1 pseudogene is annotated in these 850 nt (G+C 59.3%); it reads right to left on the bottom strand.

The window, feature by feature from the left end:
- Positions 1 to 18: 18 nt before the first annotated feature.
- A pseudogene (locus tag BC363_RS34005) lies at positions 19 to 758 on the bottom strand (IS5 family transposase).
- Between the last annotated feature and the right edge of the window lie 92 nt (positions 759 to 850).

The following is an 850-nucleotide window of genomic DNA, read 5'->3' as shown; positions in this document are numbered from 1 at the left end:
CCTAGGAAGTGTGGACAGTTATCTGATCCATAGAACGATTGCTGCGATAGTGACGACTGCGAGGTAGTTTTCGGCGGTTTTTTCGAAGCGAGTAGCGACCCTTCGGAACTGCTTGAGTCTCGAGAAGCAGCATTCGATCAGGTGGCGCTGGGCATAGAGGTGCTTGTCCAGCGGGTATTTTTGCGCGCGGGAAGGATTGTTGGGAATGACCGCCAGAGCGCCTTTACCAGCGATGGCGTTGCGCAGGCGATCGCTGTCATAAGCGGTGTCGGCCATGACGATGTCGGCGGGTAGGCCCTCGATCAGGGCATCGGCTTGCGGCGCATCGCCCTTCTGACCTGCGGTCAGTGTGAAGCGGACCGGGCAGCCGAGACCACGCACGGCCATGTGGATCTTGGTGCTCAGGCCGCCGCGAGAACGGCCAAGGGCTTGATCTTCAGCCCCTTTTTTGCGCCGGCAGCGTGCTGATGGGCGCGGATGATGGTGGAATCAACAATCAGGTATTCGAAGTCCGGATCGTCCGCCATCGCGGCGAACATGCGCCACCAGATGCCCTTCCGGCTCCAGCGGCTGAAACGACGGAAGACACTGTTCCACTCGCCGAACACTTCCGGCAGGTCACGCCAGGGCGAGCCGGTACGCACAATCCAAAGCACCGCTTCCACAAACATGCGGTTGTCGCGGCCCGACGAACCGCGCGTGCGCTCGTCACCAATGATGTGGTGCGATATCCGCTCCCACTGCTCGTCCCGCAGCATCAGACGATCCAAAACACCCATGACTGCCTCCAAAAGACAGTCTTGAATCTGATTTGCTCAGCCTTGGGAATCCCAAGAGTCCACACTTCCTA

Source organism: Ensifer sp. LC384 (assembly GCF_001695865.1).
In the GTDB taxonomy this organism is placed as follows: Bacteria; Pseudomonadota; Alphaproteobacteria; order Rhizobiales; family Rhizobiaceae; genus Ensifer.
The sequence above is the reverse complement of the archived record's forward strand: the minus strand, read 5'-3'. Positions and strand labels throughout refer to the sequence as shown.